The organism is Marinobacter sp. SS5-14b (assembly GCF_030541005.1).
In the GTDB taxonomy this organism is placed as follows: Bacteria; Pseudomonadota; Gammaproteobacteria; order Pseudomonadales; family Oleiphilaceae; genus Marinobacter.
The window spans coordinates 218,006-237,682 of the sequence record NZ_JASSVM010000004.1 but is presented as its reverse complement, the minus strand read 5'-3'; the positions used below and the strand labels follow the sequence as shown (position 1 = coordinate 237,682).

Below are 19,677 nucleotides of genomic sequence, written 5' to 3'. Positions count from 1 at the left end.
GTTCGGGTTGTTGTTGGTTTGGGGTCAGACCCCCAAATAGCTGTCCAGCACCGACTGCTTGGCACTCAGTTCGTTGGCGCTGATTTCTTCCACAATCTGCCCGTGTTCCACCACGTAGTGGCGGTCAGCTAATGGCGCGGCAAAGTGGAAATTCTGTTCGACCAGGATAATGGTCAGGCCTTTGTTCTTGAGGGCGACCAACACCTCGCCCAGTTTCTCCACGATCACCGGGGCCAGGCCTTCGGTGATTTCATCCAGCAACAGCATGTTGGCGCCGGTGCGCAGAATGCGGGCCATCGCCAGCATTTGCTGTTCACCGCCGGAGAGCTTGGTGCCCTGGCTGAAACGGCGTTCGTAGAGGTTGGGGAACATGGTGTAGATTTCTTCGAGGCTGGTGCCTCCACTGCGCACCACCGGCGGCAGGGTGAGGTTTTCCTGTACGCTGAGGGAGGAAAAAATGCCCCGATGCTCGGGGCAATACCCGACACCCAGCCTGGCAATATTGTGTGGCGCGCACTGCATGGTTTCTTCGCCGTTGATCATGATGGAGCCGGTACGGCGGCCGACCATGTTCATGATGGCTTTCAGGGTGGTACTGCGCCCGGCGCCATTGCGCCCCAGCAGGGTGACCAGCTCACCCCGCTGCACCACCATGTCAATGCCGTGCAGAATGTGCGATTCCCCGTAGAAAGCGTGCAAGCCCGAAATGCGCAGCTGTTCGTACTCGCGGTTCGGATTCGGGTTCATGGTGCAACCTCCTCCGCGGGGTCGGTTGGGGGTTCCGCGCCTCGCTCACCACTGCCATCGCTGCCCATATACACCTCGCGCACCCGCGGGTCGGCAGAGACGGTTTGGTAATCGCCCTCGGTCAGCACTGCGCCTTGTGCGAGTACGGTAATGCGGTCGCATAATTTGCTGACCACACTCAGGTTATGCTCCACCATCAACACCGTTCTGCCCTGAGCGGCTTTGCGCACCAGCTCCACCACGCGGTCCACATCTTCCGAACCCATGCCTTGGGTGGGCTCGTCCAGCAGTAGCAGCTTGGGGTCCATGGCCAGGGTGGTGGCCAGTTCCAGTGCGCGTTTGCGGCCATAGGCAAGTTCCACGGTGGCGGTGTTGGCAAACTCGGCCAGGCCCACGGAATCCAGTAGTTCCATGCAGCGGTCGTTGAGCTTGTGCAGGGTGCTCCCGGATCTCCAGAAGCTGAACGAGGAACCCTCTGCGGTTTGCAGTGCTACCCGGATGTTCTCGAGTGCGGTCATATGGGGAAATACCGCCGAGATCTGGAACGAGCGGACGATGCCTTTGCGGGCAATGGCTGCGGATTTGAGCGGGGTAATGTCCTCGCCGCGATACAGAATCTGGCCGCGGGTAGGTTGTAGAAATTTGGTCAACAGGTTGAATACGGTGGTTTTGCCGGCACCGTTAGGGCCAATCAGGGCATGGATGCTGCCTTCCCTGATCAGAAGGTCTATGTCGTCCACGGCGGTAAAGCCGCGAAACTCTTTGGTCAGATTGCGTGCTTCAAGAACGGGTCTGGTCATCATGCCGCCTTTTGTCATTGTTGAAATCTGGCAGGATGGAAAAAGCCCCATCTTCCCGTTGCCGGCGAAGATGGGTGAAAAGCCCAAGAGCTGATGGATCAAGTGATTTACCTGGGCAGGTATTCCTTAGCGATGATGTTCTTCATGATCTGTGCGGTGCCATCACCAATCTGCAGGCCAAGGACATCCCGCAGGCGCTGGGCGAAGGGCAGGTCTTCGCCCCAGCCGGTGTGGCCATGGGCCAGCAGGCACTGTTTAACCACGTCAAAGGCCAGTTTGGGCCCCCACCATTTGTTCATGGCGGCTTCAGCGTTGTGGGGCAGGTTGTTGTCTTTCAGCCAGAGGGCCTGGTAGCACTGCATGCGGGCAGCGTGCACAAAGGTCTGGTATTCGGCCAGCGGATGGGTCAGGCCTTGGAAGGCTGAGAGGTTCTGGCCGAAAGCGGTGCGTTCGGTCAGCCACTGCCAGGTTTCATCCAGTGACTGCTGGGCAACGGCCAGACATTGCAAGCCGATCAGCGCACGGCTGTAGTCAAAGCCCTGCATGACTTGTTTGAAACCCTTGCCTTCATCGCCCAGGCGGTGGTTTGCCGGCACTTCCACGTTGTCGAAGAAAATCGATCCGCGGCCAATGGCGCGCTGACCGTTGTCTTCAAAGCGCGTTGTGGTAATGCCCGGGGAATTCATGGGTACCAGGAATGCGCTGATGCCGGAGGCGCGCTGTTCAACGGTTCCGGTACGGGCGAACACCACAGCGACATCGGCCTGATCGGCCATCGAAATCGACGTTTTCTCACCGTTGAGAACGTAGACCTCGCCTTTCTTCTCTGCTTTCAGGCGCAGGTTGGCGGCGTCTGAACCACCGTGAGGCTCGGTCAGGGCAATACAGGCCACTTTCTGACCGGAGGTCATGCCATGCAGCCACTCCTGAGCCAGATCGGGATTGGCGTGGCTGGCGATGATCTGGCCGTTCAGGGAGGTCAGTAGCGGAATATAGCCAACGTTGAAGTCGCCCTTGGCGATCTCTTCGATAATCAGACCGCTGGTGACACAGTCCAGGCCGCTGCCACCAAATTCCTCCGGTAATTCACCACCGAGCAGGCCCATTTCACCCATCTGCTGGATGACGCTACGCTCAATGGTGCCTTCCTGGTCTCGTTTTCGATAACCCGGTGCCAAAACCTCTGCGCTGAAGCGGGCAACGTTTTCGCGGATGGCGTTCTGTTCTTCACTGAATCCAAAATTCATCTCTGTTCTCCCAGCCGGTTAAGCCCGGGGCTGGGCCGTAACCGGCCCAGCCATGATCACTTGTAGTATTTGCGGAATTCGGGCTTGCGCTTCTCGAGGAAGGCTCTTCCGCCTTCCTTGGATTCCTCTGTGTCGTAGTACAGGCTCAGGGCCTGCATACCCAGGGCACCAATGCCGGCAATGTTTTCACTGTCAGCGTTGAAGGAGCGCTTGGCGATGGACAAGGCGGTCGGGCTCTTCTCGAGAATTTCGTCACACCACTTCTGTACTTCGGCATCCAACTCGGCCTGCGGCACCACGGCGTTAACCAGACCCCACTCCAGCGCTTGCTGAGCGGAATACTTGCGGCAGAGGTACCAGATTTCACGGGCACGCTTCTCACCAATGACCCGGCCCAGATAGGCGGTGCCAAAGCCCGGGTCAACTGAGCCGACTTTGGGTCCGGCCTGGCCGAAGATGGCGTTGTCCGACGCAATGCTCAGATCGCAGACTACGTGCAACACGTGGCCGCCGCCGATGGCAAAGCCATTGACCCGGGCAATAACGGGTTTGGGTACCTGGCGGATCAGCGTCTGCAGTTCTTCTACTGGCAAGCCGATGATGCCGCGGCCGTCATACTGGCCATCGTGGGCGTTCTGGTCACCGCCGGTGCAAAACGCTTTTTCGCCGGCACCTGTCAGTACGATAACCCCGACTTCTTTGTTCCAGCCGGCCCGGTTGAACGCATCCAGAAGCTCCATGCAGGTCTGACCGCGGAAGGCGTTGTAGCGCTCAGGACGGTTGATGGTGATGGTGGCAACGCCGTCCTTCTCTTCGTAGAGGATGTCTTCGTAATTCATCATATTTCTCCTGATTTCTGAGAGTCTTTGTTAGCCGGCCATGGTCAGGCCGCCGGACACGCTGACGACCTGGCCGGTAATAAAGTTGGCGTCATCACTGGCGAGCAGGGCAATGATGCCGGGGTAGTCTTCGGGCTGGGCCAGGCGCTTCATGGGTACGGCGTTGCGGAAGGCTTCCAGCAGTTTTTCCGGGTTTGGCGCGGTGTCTGCCACGCCCTTCAGCAGGGCGGTGTCAGTCGGGCCGGGGCAAACCACGTTCAGAGTGACGTTTTTGGTGGCCAGTTCGCGGGCAACGGTTTTGCTGAAGCCCACCAGGCCGGCCTTGCAGGCGGCATAAACGGCTTCACCGGATGAGCCAACACGCGCTGCGTCAGAAGCGACGTTGATGACCTTTCCGCCACCGGCGGCGACCATTTTTGGCAGTACCACGTGGTGCATATTCAGGGCGCCGGTCAGGTTAACGGCAATCAGCTGATCCCAGAGTTTGGGCTCGGTTTTCAAAAAAGGCATGAAGCGATCGAAGCCGGCGTTATTGACCAGCACAGTCGGTACGCCCAACTCGCTCTCGATGGCCGCTACGGTGTCGGTGATGACCGCGTAGTTTGTGATGTCAGCGGCATAGGCCTTGCCTTTGCCACCGGCCTCGGTGATCAGGTCAACCGTTGCCTGGGCAGCGTCGTTATCTCGATCCAGTACCGCAACCAGGCTGCCTTCCTCGGCGAAGCGCAGGCAAACCGCGCGGCCGATACCGCCGCCACCGCCGGTTACGATGACAGTTTTTCCGTTAAGGCCTTTCATAATGTGCTCCTGTCTTTCAGTCATGGGGCATGTATTGGGTGCAGTTCACAGGCGGATATTTTTGGCCTGTTCCCGCAGTTTGAATTTCTGGATTTTGCCGGAGGCTGTGCGAGGCATCGCCTCGATCACTTCCAGGTATTCCGGCAGGTAGTTTTTGGATAGCTGGTGCTTGAGCAGGTAATCCTTCACTTCGTCCAGTGTGAGGTCGTTGGCCTGATCGTCGAGGGTCACATAAGCACACAGGCGCTCACCGAGACGCTCGTCCGGGAAGGCCACCAAGGCGACTTCGCCGATGCCGGGAAACTTGTAAAGCAGGTTTTCAACTTCGACCACGGGGATGTTTTCGCCGCCACGGATAACCACATCTTTGGTGCGGCCGGTAATGCGGATGTAGCCATCTTTGTCCATGCGAGCGAGATCCCCTGTGCTGAACCAGCCATCCTCATCCACGCCGTAGAGTTCCGGGCGCTTCAAATAGCCAATAAACAGACTGGAGCCGCGAACCAGCAGGTTGCCTTCTTCGCCGGCAGGCAGGTCGTTGCCCTGGAAGTCAGAAACTTTCACTTCCATCCAGGGCAGTGCCCGGCCATCAGACCGGCTTGCCCGTTCGGCGGGGTCTTCAGGAAGCGTCATGGTGACCGCGCCGTTTTCGGTCATGCCCCAGGCAGAAACGATACTGGCTTTGAGAACTTTGGCGGCTTGTTCCACGATGGCAGTGGGAATGGGTGCGCCAGCTGAAACGAAAATGCGCAGTGAGTCGAGTTCCCCTTCATGATTCGGTGCCGCCTTGACCAGATCGGCCAGGAACGGGGTAGAGGCCATGGTATAGGCAGGCTTTTCCGTCGCGATGACCTTACAGGCGAACTCCACATCCCAGATGTCTTGTAGTACCGCGGTGGTGCCCAGATAAACTGGCATCATAATGCCGTACAGGAAGCCGGTCTGGTGTGCGACAGGCGAGGCCATCAGGATGGTGTCGTCGCTGGTCAGGTGCAGGCGGTCGGCATAGGGGCGAACGTTCGAGAACAGGGTGTTCGAGGAGTGCATGACCCCTTTCGGCTCCCCGGTAGTGCCAGACGTGTAGAGAACCTGGATGACGTCGTCGGCGCCTGGCTTGCGCTCAGCAAACAGAGTAGCGGCGTCGTGCTGCTGCTCCCACGGTGTGTTTACCAGGCGTTGTTCAAAGCTGCGCTCGCCCTCACCGCCGATCACCAGAAGGTGTTCCAGTTTTGGCAAGTCACCACGAATGCCATCAATCATGGCTTCGTAGTCAAAGTTACGGAACACCTTGGGGATAATCAGAAGTTTGGCTTCGCCATGGCTGAGCATGAAACGCAGTTCGCGTTCCCGGAAGATCGGCATCAGCGGGTTCAGAATGGCGCCAATCTGCATGCACGCAAGGTGCAGCGCAGTGGTCTGCCACCAATTCGGCAGCTGGCAGGCAACAACATCACCTTTCTCAATGCCCATCTGGGCAAGCCCTATGGCCATTCGGGTGACGGCTTCGTTCAGCTCACGGTAGCTCAGTTCGATGCGAGAACCATCGGTAACCTGATAGCCGACAATGGCCGCCCGGTCAGGGGTGCTGATTACGGCGTCGGCCAGGTAGTCGGTAATGAGCCGGTCGTTCCAGGCGCCGCTTTTTACCATGGCGTCGCGACGTTCGGGGTTAAGGGTGATGCCTGTTTCCATCTGATTCACCTGCTGTGTCCGGTTTGTTGTTGGTGACCTGTCTACAGGTACGTGTTGCTGATCGGATACCTTCAAGATACGCCGACAAAATAATATGTCAACATGTTGCTTTAAAAAACTCTGAGGTGTAGTCTGGAATCAATGCCAAAGTTCACGGATTAGTTATAGGTGGCCAGAATCGGAGCTAATGCTTGGTGGGGGTTTTATGAAATACAACAACATATTGCTTGAAAAGCGGGAGGCGGTGGCTGTCATCCGGCTGAACCGGCCCGAGGTCTATAACGCCCTTAATAACGCACTGATGAACGAGTTGTCTGATGTGCTGGCGGAACTGGACGCCGACGACGGCATTCGTTCTATTGTGCTGACCGGAAATGACAAAGCCTTTGCAGCCGGCGCGGATATCTCCGAAGTACGCACGCTGGATTTTTCCCGGGCCTATCGGGAAGGTTTTGTTTCCGCCAACTGGGAGGCGGTCACTCGCTGTCGTAAACCTGTGATTGCCGCCGTCGCGGGCCTGGCGCTGGGTGGCGGATGTGAACTTGCGATGATGTGCGACCTGCTCATCGCCGCGGACAATGCCCGGTTCGGACAACCCGAAGTGAAAGTGGGTACGCTGCCCGGAGCGGGTGGTACCCAGCGCCTGACCCGGGCTATAGGCAAGGCCAAAGCAATGGACTTGTGTCTCACCGGGCGAATGATGGATGCAGAGGAGGCTGAGCGTTCTGGCTTGGTCAGTCGGGTTGTGCCGGCGGCAGAGCTACTTGAACAAGCAGTGTCGGTGGCAAACGAAATTGCCAGCTATTCTCTGATGGCGACCATGATCAACAAGGATGCGGTCAATCAGGCCTTTGAAACTACCCTGAAGGCCGGCGTGGACTATGAACGCCGATTGTTGTGGTCAAGCTTTGCCTCTGAAGATCGGGATGAAGGGATGAGTGCCTTCCTCGAAAAACGCCAACCCCGCTGGAAACACCGCTAACGGACGCACGCTGAGGAACGCTTATGAACATTCATTTTACCCCGGATGAGCAGGCATTTCGTGAGGAGGTGCGGGCCTTCCTGAAACAGAACCTGCCGGCTGACCTGGCGGAGAAAGTCCGCCTCGGGCGACGCCTGGCCAAAACCGATCACCAGCGCTGGCAGGCGATTCTTGATGCTCAGGGCTGGTATGCCGTGAACTGGCCGGTTGAGTACGGCGGCACCGGATGGTCTGTCGTGCAGAAGCATATTTTCGATGAAGAGTGCTCGTTAGCGGGAGCTCCGCGAGTCGTGTCGTTTGGTGTGAATATGGTGGCTCCGGTCATCATGAAATTTGGCAACCAGGTACAGAAAGAGTATTACCTGCCAAGGATCTTATCCGGCGAAGACTGGTGGTGTCAGGGCTACTCCGAGCCGGGTGCTGGCTCGGACCTCGCGGGCTTGAAAACCAGGGCCGAAAAGGACGGCGACCATTACGTGGTTAACGGGCAGAAAACCTGGACCACCCTCGGCCAGCACGCCAACAAGATCTTCTGCCTGGTTCGCACAGACCCGGCCGCGAAGAAGCAGGAGGGCATTTCCTTCCTGCTGATGGATATGGATAGTCCGGGTATCACCGTTCGGCCCATCATCACCCTCGATGGCGAGCACGAAGTGAACGAAGTGTTCTTCGATAACGTGCGGGTGCCGGCTGAGAACCTGGTGGGAGAGGAAAACAAGGGCTGGACTTGCGCCAAGTATCTGCTCACCCACGAGCGCACCGGCCAGGCCGGTATTGGCTTGTCCAAAGCGGCCCTTGATCAGCTCAAGCGGATTGCGTCGGCTGAAACGGTGCACGGCAAACCCCTGATCAACGACCCGATGTTCAGGGCGCGCATTGCGGAAGTGGAAATGCGCCTGATGGCAGTTGAAATGAGCACCCTGCGTATTCTCGCCGCCACCCGGGGCGGTGGCGTGCCCGGGGCCGAGAGTTCCCTGTTGAAAATTCAGGGCTCCGAAATTCGTCAGGCGATTACCAACCTGATGCGCAAGGCCCTTGGCCCGTCCGCGCTGCCGTTCCTTGAGCAGGAACTCGAACCGGAGTTTGAGGGTGAACCGTTGCACGAAGACTACAGCGCGGCCCCGGCCAGTCAGTATTTCAACATGCGTAAGCTGTCGATCTACGGCGGCTCTAATGAAATTCAGAAGAACATCATCGCCAAGATGGTTCTGGAACTCTAGGAGAGAACCATGGATTTTGACCTGAACGAAGAACAGCAGATGCTGGCCGACACCGTGCAGCGACTGGTTCGAAATACTTACAGTTTTGAACAGCGTGAAGCTTTCTATCAAAGCCCGGAAGGCTACAGCCCAGAGTTCTGGCGCCAGCTTTCAGAGCTGGGCATGACCTCGGTTCCCATTGGCGCCGATTACGAAGGCTTTGGCGGTGGTGGTGTCGAAAACATGCTGGTTATGCAGGAGCTGGGTCGGGCACTTTGTCTCGAGCCCTACTTGCATTCCCAGATATACGGTGCCGGCCTGGTTGAGCAGCTGGGGTCGGCGGAGCAGCGGCAGCGGATTCTGCCTCGCGTTGCTTCCGGTGAGCTTCAGTTGTCGGTGGCGGATGAAGAGGCTGGCAGCCATTACCATCCCGACTCACTGGCCTGCACGGCCATGCCCTGTGATCGGGGCTGGCGCCTGCAGGGATCAAAGCGGGTGGTTATCGGTGGTGAAACTGCTGGAATGATTCTCGTGACGGCGCGTATCAGTGATACTGACGGCGTAACGGTATTTTTGGTGGACCCGGCAGCCGACGGCGTGTTGGTCACCGGTTACCCCTGCATTGACGGCCCTCGGGCTTGCGATCTGACCCTGGATGGGGTGTACGTGGAAAGTGATGACCTGCTGGGCAAGCCGGGGAAAGCCCGGGCAGCTATTGCCTATCAGCGAGGGCGGGCTATGGCCGCTCAATGTGCTGAAGCGCTTGGCAGCATGGAAGAAGCCTTCCGTCTGACTCTGGACTATCTGAAAACGCGACAGCAGTTCGGAACGCCGATTGGCCGCTTCCAGTCGTTGCAACATCGCATGGCGGAAATGCGTGGTGAGCTAGAGCTGGCGCGCTCCATGGTTATTCTTGCGGCCTGTGTGGCGGACGATCCGGATTCCGACGAGCGCACTCGCCGGCTGGCTGCAGCCAAGTTTGTGGTGGCCCGGGCGTCACAGTTTATTGCCGAGCAATCCATACAGCTGCACGGCGGAATCGGGATGACCTGGGAGTATTCTCTGGCACACCATGCCAAACGGTTGGTGATGCTGACTCACCAGTTTGGCGATGACGATTATCACCAGCAAACCTTTGCTGAGTTGATGAGCGTTGCCTGACGATGATTTTTTGATTCGGACCCTGAAGCGGTTAAAACAAACAAACGGAGAATGCCGACATGGCCAACAAAGCGAGTTTTAATTGGGAAGATCCCCTGTTGCTGGATCAGCAGTTGACTGAAGAGGAGCGTATGGTGCGCGACAGCGCCCGTCAGTTTGCGCAAGATAAACTGCGCCCGCGGGTGCTGGAAGCTTTTCGTCATGAACAGACCGACCCTGCCATTTTTCGTGAAATGGGTGAAACCGGATTGCTGGGCGCCACCATTCCCGAGCAGTACGGCGGCAGTGGCCTCAATAACGTGTGCTACGGCCTGATTGCCCGCGAAGTTGAACGCGTCGACTCCGGTTATCGTTCCATGATGAGCGTGCAATCTTCTCTGGTAATGGTACCCATCTACGAGTTTGGTAACGAAGAAACCCGCCAGAAATATCTGCCCAAACTCGCTTCCGGTGAGTGGATCGGCTGCTTTGGCCTGACCGAGCCGAATCACGGCTCTGATCCAGGCTCAATGATCACCCGTGCCCGCAAGGTTGATGGCGGTTACCGGCTGACTGGCAGCAAGATGTGGATTACCAACAGCCCGATTGCCGATGTGTTTGTGGTCTGGGCCAAGGACGATGACGGTGCGATCCGCGGCTTTGTGTTGGAGAAAGGCTGGGAAGGCCTGAGTGCGCCGGCGATCCACGGTAAGGTGGGCCTGCGGGCTTCCATTACCGGTGAGATCGCTATGGATGGCGTGTTTGTGCCGGAAGAAAACGCTTTCCCGGATGTGCGTGGCCTGAAGGGTCCCTTCACCTGCCTTAACTCTGCCCGCTACGGTATCGCCTGGGGCGCACTGGGCGCAGCAGAAGACTGCTGGCACACGGCTCGTCAGTACGTGCTGGACCGGCAACAGTTTGGTCGCCCGCTTGCCGCCAATCAGTTGATCCAGAAAAAATTGGCTGACATGCAAACCGAAATCACCCTGGCGCTGCAAGGCTGCCTGCGCCTGGGCCGTATGAAAGACGAAGGCACGGCGGCGGTGGAAATTACCTCCATCATGAAGCGCAACTCCTGCGGAAAAGCACTGGACGTTGCACGCCTGGCCCGGGACATGCTCGGTGGCAACGGCATCAGCGATGAATTCGGTGTGGCCCGCCATCTGGTGAACCTGGAAGTGGTGAACACCTACGAAGGTACTCATGATGTGCACGCCCTGATTCTGGGCCGGGCACAGACCGGCATTCAGGCGTTTTTCTGATAAAAACAGTCTCTTCGGCCAATGCCCGGTTCGCCGGGCAGATCCACTATCAGCCTCATGGAACCTGAAAACCACCATTCGAGGCCCTTATGACTCCCGCAGAACTGCTTTCTCAGCCACTCAAGCTTCCTAACGGCTCTGTTATTCCCAACCGTTTCGCCAAGTCCGCCATGAGCGAGACCCTGGGAACCATTGATAACCACCCCACCAAAGCACTGGCGACCCTGTATCAGGCCTGGGCCGAAGGTGGTACAGGGCTGTCGATAACCGGCAACGTGATGATCGACCGCCGGCAGATCGGCGAGCCTCAGAATGTGGTGGTGGAAGACGAAGGTGATCTGGAGCTGCTGAGCGCCTGGGCCAAAGCCGGCCAGCAGGGGGGCAAACAGATCTGGATGCAACTGAATCATCCTGGCAAGCAAAGCCCAAAGATGCTGAACCGGGACCCGGTCTCACCCAGCGCTATTCCGTTCAAGAAGGAACTCCGGGGCATGTTCGCCACACCCCGGGCCCTGACAGGCCCGGAGATCGACGACATTATTCAGCGCTTTGCTCGCAGTGCCGCAATTGCCAAAAAAGCCGGGTTCGATGGCGTGCAGATTCATGGCGCCCACGGTTATCTGGTGAGTCAGTTCCTGTCACCCCACCACAACCAGCGCACGGATGAGTGGGGTGGTTCGGCGGAGAACCGCAGGCGCTTTGTGTTGGCGGTGTACCGAGCTATTCGGGAGGTTTGTGGCGCTAGTTTCAACATCGGAATCAAACTGAACTCAGCGGATTTTCAGCGCGGAGGTTTTACCGAAGAGGAATCACTGGCGGTGATTGAGGCCCTGGTGGCCGAGGGCATTGATCTTGTGGAAATCTCAGGTGGCAATTACGAGAACCCGGCCATGGCCAAGGGCGCTGAAAATGGCCAGGTAAAGGCCAGTACCCTGGCGCGGGAGGCCTACTTCCTGGAGTTCGCCGAGAAAGTGCGCAAGCTCACCGACGTACCCTTGATGGTGACGGGCGGTTTCCGCACCGAGTCTGGAATGGCGGAGGCACTGGCTTCCGGCGCCACTGACCTCGTTGGTCTGGCGAGGCCGTTGGTGGTGGAGCCGGATTTGCCGAACCGCATTATGAAAGGCGATCAGATGACCAGCGCGGTGAGGCCCATCAAAACAGGGATTCGACTGATTGACGACATGGCGCTGATGGAAGTGAGTTGGTACACCCGGCAGATCGGCCGGATTGCCAGGGGCAAAGCACCGAAACAGCATGATCGGGGAATTCTGTCGTTGATGGAGGTTCTCGGCGTGATGACAACCCGAAGCGTCCGTAGCAGGCTCAGGGCGGGTGAATAGTCAGCACACCGGCCGGGGCCTTTAGCCCCGGCCGGTGTCTTTTCCTGGTCAGTTGGCGAAGAACATCCAGTCAAAATAGTTGTGAAGATCCTGCATGGCGTAGGCTTCGGCAGGCTGGGTCAGTTCAAAAAGCAGGTTTTGGTCTTGGGCTTTTTTCATGGTGACACCTCATCGGGTTGCAGCAGAATGAGCCTGGCGGTTACTCCGTCCATGGCTTTGCAATGAGGACTTTGCATTCGCCGTGCCAATGGACTGCTTGTATTTAATGCGATGAAAAATCTTGGTTTTTTGAGAATTGTCCGGGTACTGGTTCAGGCGTGTGGTTCACAGTGGTGCAGATTGCCCTGTCTTGGAACGAAAAACCCCGGCCGAAGCCGGGGTTTCTCAGTACTCCTTGGCAGACTTAGCAGAATTCTGATTAGAAGTTGTACTGGCCTACGAACATGATGCGGCTTGCATCGCCGTCGTCGCCGTTCTGGTTGTCAGTTTCCAGGCGAGCAAATTCAACGCCCATGTTCACGCGCTCTACCGGCTTCCACTGGTAGTTCACGGCGAGCATGGAGTTGGTCTCGGCTGTCGCACCGCTGATGATATTAGCATTTACGGCGTCGTCGAGGTCTTTCATGGTCGTGCCGTAACCAATGTTGATGGAACGGCCACCGCCCAGATTGAGGCCAGCACCTATATTGGCACCGAAGGTTTCGATGGTCTCAAGGTCACCGTTGGCATCCGCGTAACCTTCAAAACCGCCGAAATTTTCTCCGGAACGGTAGATGTAGTTAGACGCGCCATCAGCAAAGCTGACCGAGCCCATGATGCTCAGCATGTCAGTAACAGCAAAACGGCCGGCCAGAAACGCGGCAAAGCCGATCGCATCGTCATCATTGACAGTGTCATCGTAGGAGATCTGTTTCACAAGAGCCGCTGCAGAATAGCTGAGGCCGCCGGCACTATCTTCCACTCGGGCGGTGAAAACGGGCATGGAAGTCTTGTCACCTGTTGCGCCAGCAATGTTGCCCGGGTTGGTTGTACTTTCTTGGTTGCGGCTTGTGTCATCCTCAATAGAGAAAGACAGGGCGCCAGTTGTGTAGCGAACCTGGGTGACACGGCTCTGCAAGCCTGCACGGCCAGGCAGGTTGTCCCAGTCCAGTATGGATGGATTGCCGACAAAGCTTGTGAAGTTAGACCATTCCTGACCTAGCAATACCCCGTTGTATTCGCCGAAGGCGCGGCGCAGGCGGGGCTCCAGTGTGCCGTTATTATCAAAATCAAATTCGACCACCGCCTTGACGCCCTCTGGAGAAGTGGCGGTGAAACCCAGGCGGCTGGTGTTGGCGTCCATACCGAAGTGGCCGTCGTTGGTATCTGCGTTCCCAGTAGTGATATCGCTGAAGGCACCGCCTCTGCCGCCAGCAGAGATGTCTTCGTCAATGTCATAAGCCGCTGCAAGGCGTGCAAAACCGTACAGCCCGGCTTTCCAGTCACCAGCGCTCAATTCCAGTGCACTAGCCTAGCCTGCTACACCAAAAATAGCGGCTGCCGCCGTCGCACGGATGGCCATTCTAAGCTTGTTATTCTGCATTATTGTTGTCTCCAAATATTTATTGTTGTTGGACCCATCAACAAATTAGTTACGGTTGGGTGACAATTCAAACAAAATTGATCACTCTTTAGACGAATGTCTACAGGCTCTGAGTTCGTGGTGAACTAAACCAAAGTTGGAGCCTCGGCGTACGGACCATGATGGCAACCAGAAGCACGCTCTTGCAGCAAAAAACCTTCGCTTTCCTCGATATCGAAACCACCGGCGGCAACCCGCAGCGAGACAGGATTACTGAAATCGGCATCCGGTTCTGGCGTGCCGGCGAGGTGGTGGGGGAATGGCAAACCTTGCTGAACCCGGAGGCCAGAATTTCCGGTTTTATTGAAAGGCTCACTGGCATCACGAATGCGATGGTGGCTGATGCGCCGCTGTTTGCCGATATCGCTGACAAGCTGGAGCAGCAGCTGCAGGGAAAGGTCTTTGTTGCCCACAACGCCCGCTTTGACTATGGCTTCATAAAGTCCGAGTTCCGTCGTTTGGGCCGGCCGTTCAGTGCGAAGGTTTTGTGCACGGTGCGCCTGTCCCGGGCGCTGTATCCGGAACACAGCCGGCACAATATGGACGCCCTGATTGCCCGTCACAATTTACCTGCGGTGGAACGCCATCGGGCCATGGGCGATGTAGCCGCGATGCTGGCGTTCTTCGAGCATGCTCGGGCAGAGCACGGTCCGGAGGCCATCAACAACGCTATTCGCAAGCTCTTGCAGCGCCAGAGCACGCCCTCAAACGTCCCTGCCGAATTATTCGCCGGTCTGCCCCATGGCCCGGGGGTTTACCGGTTTTACGGTGACAACGATGTGCTGTTGTACGTTGGCAAAAGCACCAACATAGCGCAGCGGGTGGCATCCCATTTCTCGGGAGACCATCAGTCCAGCCGCGGGCTACGGCTGTCTGAAAGCCTGCGCCGGGTGGAGTTCACAGAAACCGCCGGTGAGTTGGGTGCGTTGCTGCTGGAACTCAAACAGATCAAAACCCTGAATCCCCTCTACAACCGCCGCTCCCGGGCGGCAAAGCAGTTGGCCAGCCTGGTGTTGGAAGAGGGTGCCGGCGGCTATCTGCAGGCACGCATTGACCGCAGCCTGCAGCCGGATCAGTTGGGGCAGTATTACGGCCTGTTTCGCAGCAAGCGGGATGCCCAAACTGCTATCCGTGGCATCGCTGGCAAGAACGATTTGTGCGGCAAACTGCTGGGGCTGGAACCGGCCGGCCCGGGTCCCTGTTTTCAGCGCAGCCTGGGCCGCTGCAAAGGCGCCTGTGAGGGCGCAGAAGACTCTACCCGCTACAACCTGCGTATGCAGATTGCCTTCCACGCCCTGCGCCTGAAAACCTGGCCCTGGCCTGGTGCGGTCGGATTGGTGGAAGAAAATCCTGACACCGGCCGCACTGACATTCTGGTGATCTGCAACTGGATACACATTGCCACCCTGCACGCCGAACAAGAACTGGAAAACTTTGAACCGGGCCGGGAGCCAGTCACCTTCGATCTCGATTCATACAAACTGCTGGTTAAAGCCTTGCTGGGCAGGGACCGAAAGCAGTATCGAATCATTGAGCTGCCAGCTTTAGTGCAACCGGCTGTTCTTATGCCCTGAGTGGCGTATTATGGGTCCTTCACCCTGTCACTTAGCAATGAGTCACTGAGAGAGATCCATGAACAGAGAACCTGTCTCCCGCGAACTGTTTGATGAAGTAATGGTGCCCAACTATGCCCCCGGTAATATCATCCCGGTGCGAGGCGAGGGTTCCCGCGTGTGGGATCAGGACGGCCGAGAGTTTGTGGATCTGCAAGGTGGCATCGCGGTGACCAGCCTTGGCCACTGTCATCCGGGCCTGGTGGGCGTATTGCAGGAACAGTCTGAGAAGATCTGGCACCTGTCCAACGTGATGACCAACGAGCCGGCCTTGCGTCTGGCCAAAACTCTGTGCGATCAGACCTTCGCAGAAAGGGTGTTCTTCGCCAACTCCGGTGCGGAAGCCAACGAAGCCGCGTTCAAGCTGGCTCGTCGTTATGCGTGGGAGCATTACGGTCCCGAGAAACACGAGATTATCTCCTTCACCAACTCTTTCCACGGCCGCACCCTGTTCACCGTCAGCGTGGGCGGGCAGGCGAAATACCTGGAAGGCTTTGAACCTGCTCCGGGCGGTATTCACCATGCCGAGTTTAACAACCTGGATTCGGTAAAAGCCCTCATTTCCAAAGAGAAAACCTGCGCCGTGGTGGTCGAGCCCATTCAGGGCGAGGGCGGCGTTATGCCCGCAGATCCCGATTTCCTCAAGGGCTTGCGCCAGCTCTGCGACGACAACAACGCCTTGCTGGTCTTCGACGAAGTGCAAAGCGGTGTTGGTCGTACCGGCTACCTCTACGCCTATGAAATGTACGGCGTGGTGCCGGATATCCTCACCAGCGCCAAAGGCCTTGGCGGTGGTTTCCCGGTAGCCGCCATGCTCACCACCGCCAAAGCGGCCAAGAGCCTGGGCGTCGGCACCCACGGCAGCACCTACGGTGGCAACGCTCTGGCCTGCGCGGTGGCCCAGAAGGTCATCGATACCGTCAGCCAGCCAGATATCCTGAAAGGCGTGAAGGCCCGCTCAGAAAAACTGCGCAAAGGCATGATGGACATCGGCGAGCGCCATGGCGTGTTTTCCGAAGTTCGTGGGGCTGGTCTACTCTTGGGCTGTGTTCTCACAGAACAGTGGCAGGGCAAGGCCAAGGATTTTCTGAGTGCGGGTCTGGATGAGGGGGTTATGGTGCTGATGGCAGGCGCGAATGTTATTCGGCTGGCGCCGTCTCTGATCATTCCGGAATCGGACATTGAAGAAGCGCTGGCGCGTTTCGAGGCTGCCGTCATCAAGCTGACAGCCTGAGCGGACGTCTGCGGCTCTAGCCGGGGCCGCAGGCATCCTGTTTTCGTATTGGGAGGCGCACTATGTTGGTTGTTCGCCCCATTCAGGCGGCAGACCTGGACGACCTTTTCACCATGGCTGAGAGTGCCGGCAAGGGCCTGACCACTTTGCCGGCCGACCGAGTGTTGTTGCAGCGCAAGATTGATTGGGCGGCGGAATCCTTCGGCCAACGCTGCGAACCAGAAGCAGGCCTGTACCTGTTTGTTCTTGAAGATACCGAAACCGGGAAGACCGTCGGCATCAGCGGTATTGAGGCCCGGGTAGGGCTGGATGAGGTGTTCTACAACTACCGCCTGAGCCTTACCGTTAATGCCTCCCGAGAGCTGGGCGTTCACGTGCGTACGCCCACGCTTCACCTGTCCAGTGACATGACAGACACCACCGAGATCTGCTCCTTGCTGCTGGCAGACGAATACAAAGGCGGGGGTAATGGCCTGCTGTTGTCCCGTTGTCGCTTTATGTTTCTGGATGATTTTCGTGAGCATTTTTCCGAAAAGGTGTTTGCAGAAATGCGCGGGGTATCCGACCAGCACGGCCGAAATCCGCTATGGGATGCCCTGGGCAGTAAATTCTTTGAGATGGAGTTTGCCGAAGCCGATCGGCTATCAGGGCTTGGCAATAAATCCTTCATCGCCGAGCTGATGCCGCATTACCCGATTTACCTTTCCCTGCTGCCGGATTCAGCCCGGGAGGTAATCAGCAAGGTGCACGACAACACCCTCCCGGCCCTGAAAATGCTCCAGGCTGAAGGTTTCAATTTCAACGGTCTGGTCGATATTTTCGATGGTGGCCCGGTGGTTGAAGCCTTTGTGCACACCATCCGGACCGTGCGTGAATCGCTCAATCGCCATGTCATGATTGTAAACAAGCCGGTGGATATGGAAGCCCCCCCTGAGCAGAGGGTGATGATTTCCAACCGCTCCTTTGGCGATTTCAGAGTGACCACCATCCCCATGAGTTGTGTGGGATCGGATACCGTCAACATTCCCCGTGAAGTTGCGGATGCCTTGCTGCTGGAATCGGGTGACTCCGTGCGCATTGCGCCTTTGAAAGAAGGCGAATTGTCTCCCATTCATACGCCAACCCGGGGAACGCCGAGCCATGGTAAAACACGCGGTTGAAGCCAACTTTGATGGCCTGGTAGGTCCTACCCATAATTACGCAGGTTTGTCCTGGGGCAACGTGGCCTCGAAGTCCAACGTGAATCTGGTGGCCAATCCCAGGGAAGCGGCTCTGCAGGGGCTGGCGAAGATGAAAGCGCTGGCTGATCGGGGGTATGTGCAGGGCGTTTTGCCGCCCCATGAGCGCCCCCATCTTCCTACTCTGAGAGCGCTGGGTTTTGAAGGGTCGGAAGCGCAGGTACTGGAAGGCGTAGCAAAAGCGGATCCGGCCATTCTGGCGGCGGTGTCTTCCGCCTCAGCCATGTGGACCGCGAATGCCGCCACTGTGTCGCCTAGCGCGGATACCGCGGATGGCAGGGTGCACTTCACCCCGGCTAACCTCAGTGCCAAGTTTCACCGCTCGATCGAACACCGGGTTACAGGCCGGGTATTGCAAGCGATCTTCCATGATCAGCGCCATTTTGCGCATCACGACGCCCTGCCGTCGGTCAGCCATTTTGGTGACGAGGGCGCAGCTAATCACACCCGGCTGTGCAGCCGTTATGGCGAGCCGGGTGTTGAGCTGTTTGTCTATGGCCAGGTGGCCTTTAACGATCAGGCGCCAGCCCCGGCCAGGTTCCCGGCCCGTCAAACGCTCGAAGCCTCGCAGGCGGTCGCGCGGCTGCATGGCCTGTCAGACCGGCAGCTTGTGTTTGCCCAGCAAAACCCGGCGGTGATTGATGCCGGGGTCTTCCACAATGATGTGATTGCCGTAGGTAATGGCCGCTGTCTGTTCTATCACGAACAGGCGTTTCTGGATGAACAGCGGGTGCTGTCCGATATCCGGGAGCGTCTGATGGGTGCGGAGCTTGAGGCCATTCGGGTGTCGGCACAGGACGTCCCCCTCGAAGATGCGGTAGCGTCGTATTTGTTCAACAGTCAGCTGTTGAACAGCCCGGACGGCATGCTGCTGGCGGTGCCAGGGGAGTGTCGTGAAATTGCGACCGTCAGCCGTTATCTGGATGAACTGGTAAAGTCCGATGGCGCGATCACGTCCGTCGAAGTGTTCGATGTGAAGCAGTCCATGCGTAATGGCGGTGGGCCTGCCTGCCTGAGGCTGCGGGTCGTGCTGGATGATGAGGAGCTTCACGCCATCAATCATGGCGTTATTATGACCGACAGCCTCTATCAAAGGCTGACCGCCTGGGTGGAAAGCCATTACCGGGACCGGTTAAGCCAGAAAGATCTGGCGGACCCTGCGTTGCTGAACGAGGTGAGGCGAGCGCTGGACGAACTGACCGATATTCTCGGCCTGGGTTCCATTTACGATTTCCAGCGGTGAGAAAGGGTGTAGGCTTCAGGTGCTGGCAATAGATCGCGTGAGCATGTCCATGGCATGGCTCACCAGGGAGGCGGAGGGGAACTCGTTTCCCTGCGAGGCTTCCGCCTGGCACAGCATGATGACCCCGTGCAAGGCGCCCCTCAGGTAAAACGCTGTCTGCGCGGGCGACACCACGGTTTCCCGGTTTATGGTTCCGTCTTCCAGGCCTTTGTGAAGAGCGGCCTCCATCAGTTCCATCAGCTCGTTCTTTGAGCACAACATCTCACTGGCCTGCGCTTCTTCTGCTTCTGCCATGGCGGTTGACGCATTGGTGAGCGCAGAAAAGTAGTCCGGTTCTTCCATGCAGTATTGGTAGTACGCCTCTCCCATCGCACGAATCTGCGCCAGCCCGGTGTCGGCTGTGCTCAAGGCCTCCCTGAAACGATCCACCAGGCTTTGCCCGGCGCGGAGCATAATGCCCCTTTGGATAGCCGCCTTGTCTTTGAAGTACACATACAGCAGCGCACGGCTCAAACTCGCGGTGCGGGCGATGTCATCCATCGATGTGCGTTCATAGCCTTTTTCTGAAAAGGCCAGTTCTGCGGCGTCCAGAATGGCATCGTACCTTGCCTGTTTTTCCCGTTCCCGGCGTGACCTCAGCGGTTCGTTCATGGCTAATCCGGTTTCCTTTGGGGGTTGC

Annotated in this window: 17 protein-coding genes; 9 read left to right on the top strand and 8 right to left on the bottom strand. The window is 57.7% G+C overall.

All coding sequences use genetic code 11. The features are described 5' to 3' along the window. Positions 1-24 precede the first annotated feature (24 nt). The 6 genes from QPL95_RS11075 to QPL95_RS11050 form a co-directional block, all read right to left on the bottom strand. Entirely contained in the window at positions 25-747 is a 723-nt protein-coding gene (locus QPL95_RS11075; protein ID WP_303291030.1) for an ABC transporter ATP-binding protein, read from the bottom strand. Further along, positions 744-1,547 (bottom strand): ABC transporter ATP-binding protein, encoded by an 804-nt coding sequence (locus QPL95_RS11070; protein ID WP_303291029.1) that lies wholly within the window; start codon positions 1,545-1,547, stop codon positions 744-746. The genes QPL95_RS11075 and QPL95_RS11070 overlap by 4 nt, the downstream gene beginning before the upstream one ends. A gap of 107 nt (positions 1,548-1,654) precedes the next feature. Next, the gene (gene aliB / locus QPL95_RS11065; RefSeq protein WP_303291028.1) at positions 1,655-2,794 is read right to left on the bottom strand and encodes a cyclohexanecarboxyl-CoA dehydrogenase; all 1,140 of its coding nucleotides are present in this window, start codon (positions 2,792-2,794) and stop codon (positions 1,655-1,657) included. Between the two features lie 56 nt (positions 2,795-2,850). After that, on the bottom strand, positions 2,851-3,633 hold the full coding sequence (locus QPL95_RS11060; protein WP_303291242.1) for an enoyl-CoA hydratase-related protein: 783 nt from the start codon (positions 3,631-3,633) through the stop codon (positions 2,851-2,853). 30 nt (positions 3,634-3,663) lie between these two features. Next, a complete protein-coding gene (locus QPL95_RS11055) occupies positions 3,664-4,431 on the bottom strand; it encodes an SDR family NAD(P)-dependent oxidoreductase (RefSeq protein ID WP_303291027.1) in 768 nt (255 codons plus the stop codon). 45 nt (positions 4,432-4,476) lie between these two features. Continuing rightward, a complete protein-coding gene (locus tag QPL95_RS11050) occupies positions 4,477-6,123 on the bottom strand; it encodes an AMP-binding protein (RefSeq protein ID WP_303291026.1) in 1,647 nt (548 codons plus the stop codon). A 205-nt stretch (positions 6,124-6,328) separates the two neighbouring features. On the opposite strand from QPL95_RS11050, the gene QPL95_RS11045 reads away from it, so the two are divergent. From QPL95_RS11045 to QPL95_RS11025, 5 genes are all read left to right on the top strand, one after another. Continuing rightward, positions 6,329-7,105: an enoyl-CoA hydratase gene (locus QPL95_RS11045; RefSeq protein WP_303291025.1), complete on the top strand. Its 777-nt coding sequence runs from the start codon at positions 6,329-6,331 to the stop codon at positions 7,103-7,105. Between the two features lie 23 nt (positions 7,106-7,128). After that, positions 7,129-8,325 (top strand): acyl-CoA dehydrogenase family protein, encoded by a 1,197-nt coding sequence (locus tag QPL95_RS11040; RefSeq protein ID WP_303291024.1) that lies wholly within the window; start codon positions 7,129-7,131, stop codon positions 8,323-8,325. Positions 8,326-8,334: 9 nt separating this feature from the next. Further along, the gene (locus QPL95_RS11035; protein ID WP_303291023.1) at positions 8,335-9,465 is read left to right on the top strand and encodes an acyl-CoA dehydrogenase family protein; all 1,131 of its coding nucleotides are present in this window, start codon (positions 8,335-8,337) and stop codon (positions 9,463-9,465) included. Positions 9,466-9,524: 59 nt separating this feature from the next. Continuing rightward, positions 9,525-10,706, top strand: coding sequence for an acyl-CoA dehydrogenase (locus QPL95_RS11030; RefSeq protein WP_303291022.1), 1,182 nt, complete (start codon positions 9,525-9,527; stop codon positions 10,704-10,706). A gap of 89 nt (positions 10,707-10,795) precedes the next feature. Then, a complete protein-coding gene (locus tag QPL95_RS11025; protein WP_303291021.1) occupies positions 10,796-12,049 on the top strand; it encodes an NADH:flavin oxidoreductase/NADH oxidase family protein in 1,254 nt (417 codons plus the stop codon). Positions 12,050-12,467: 418 nt separating this feature from the next. On the opposite strand, the gene QPL95_RS11020 is transcribed toward QPL95_RS11025, so the two are convergent. Next, positions 12,468-13,544 carry a DcaP family trimeric outer membrane transporter gene (locus QPL95_RS11020; protein ID WP_303291020.1) on the bottom strand — a complete coding sequence of 359 codons (1,077 nt, stop codon included), beginning with the start codon at positions 13,542-13,544 and terminating at the stop codon, positions 12,468-12,470. A 248-nt stretch (positions 13,545-13,792) separates the two neighbouring features. On the opposite strand from QPL95_RS11020, the gene QPL95_RS11015 reads away from it, so the two are divergent. The 4 genes from QPL95_RS11015 (at position 13,793) to astB (ending at position 18,998) form a co-directional block, all read left to right on the top strand. Continuing rightward, complete coding sequence (locus QPL95_RS11015; RefSeq protein WP_303291241.1) at positions 13,793-15,244, top strand: exonuclease domain-containing protein; 1,452 nt, start codon at positions 13,793-13,795, stop codon at positions 15,242-15,244. Between the two features lie 58 nt (positions 15,245-15,302). Further along, positions 15,303-16,517, top strand: coding sequence for an aspartate aminotransferase family protein (locus QPL95_RS11010; RefSeq protein WP_303291019.1), 1,215 nt, complete (start codon positions 15,303-15,305; stop codon positions 16,515-16,517). Between the two features lie 62 nt (positions 16,518-16,579). Continuing rightward, the gene (gene astA / locus QPL95_RS11005; protein ID WP_303291018.1) at positions 16,580-17,677 is read left to right on the top strand and encodes an arginine N-succinyltransferase; all 1,098 of its coding nucleotides are present in this window, start codon (positions 16,580-16,582) and stop codon (positions 17,675-17,677) included. Next, a complete protein-coding gene (gene astB / locus QPL95_RS11000; RefSeq protein WP_303291017.1) occupies positions 17,658-18,998 on the top strand; it encodes an N-succinylarginine dihydrolase in 1,341 nt (446 codons plus the stop codon). The genes astA and astB overlap by 20 nt, the downstream gene beginning before the upstream one ends. A gap of 15 nt (positions 18,999-19,013) precedes the next feature. Here astB and QPL95_RS10995 read toward each other — a convergent pair whose 3' ends face one another. Then, positions 19,014-19,649, bottom strand: coding sequence for a TetR/AcrR family transcriptional regulator (locus tag QPL95_RS10995; protein ID WP_303291016.1), 636 nt, complete (start codon positions 19,647-19,649; stop codon positions 19,014-19,016). Between the last annotated feature and the right edge of the window lie 28 nt (positions 19,650-19,677).